Source organism: Endothiovibrio diazotrophicus, from assembly GCF_054657215.1.
In genome coordinates, this window is sequence record NZ_BAAHXB010000341.1 from 1 (window position 1) to 344 (window position 344).

Genomic DNA, 344 nt, shown 5'->3' on the forward strand with positions numbered 1-344 from the left:
CCCTCGCCGGCCGGGTCGACGAACCGGCGCGGGTCACCCTGGACGGCCGGCCCCTGGCACTGAACGAAGAGCACGCCTTCCGCGCGCAGCTGTCGCTGACCCCCGGCGCCAACCAGTTCGTCATTGCCGCCGAGGACGAAGCCGGCAACCGCAGCCAACGGGCGCTGCACATCCACCGCGACGTTCCCGTGCCCCTCACCCACGGCAACGGCGACAACGACGGCGATGCGGGGGCGCACGCCGACAACCCCGACCCACCGACGGAGGAGCCGACCGACCAAGATCCCGCACCCGGCGACCATTCCGACAACGGGAACGACGACCCCCCGGCCACCCCGCCCGCC

Annotated in this window: 1 protein-coding gene; it reads left to right on the top strand. The window is 73.5% G+C overall.

What is annotated here, in order from left to right; translation table 11 throughout:
- On the top strand, nucleotides 1-344 hold a 344-nt coding region (locus tag ACYQ2W_RS26730), incomplete at both ends, for a hypothetical protein (RefSeq protein WP_459874182.1).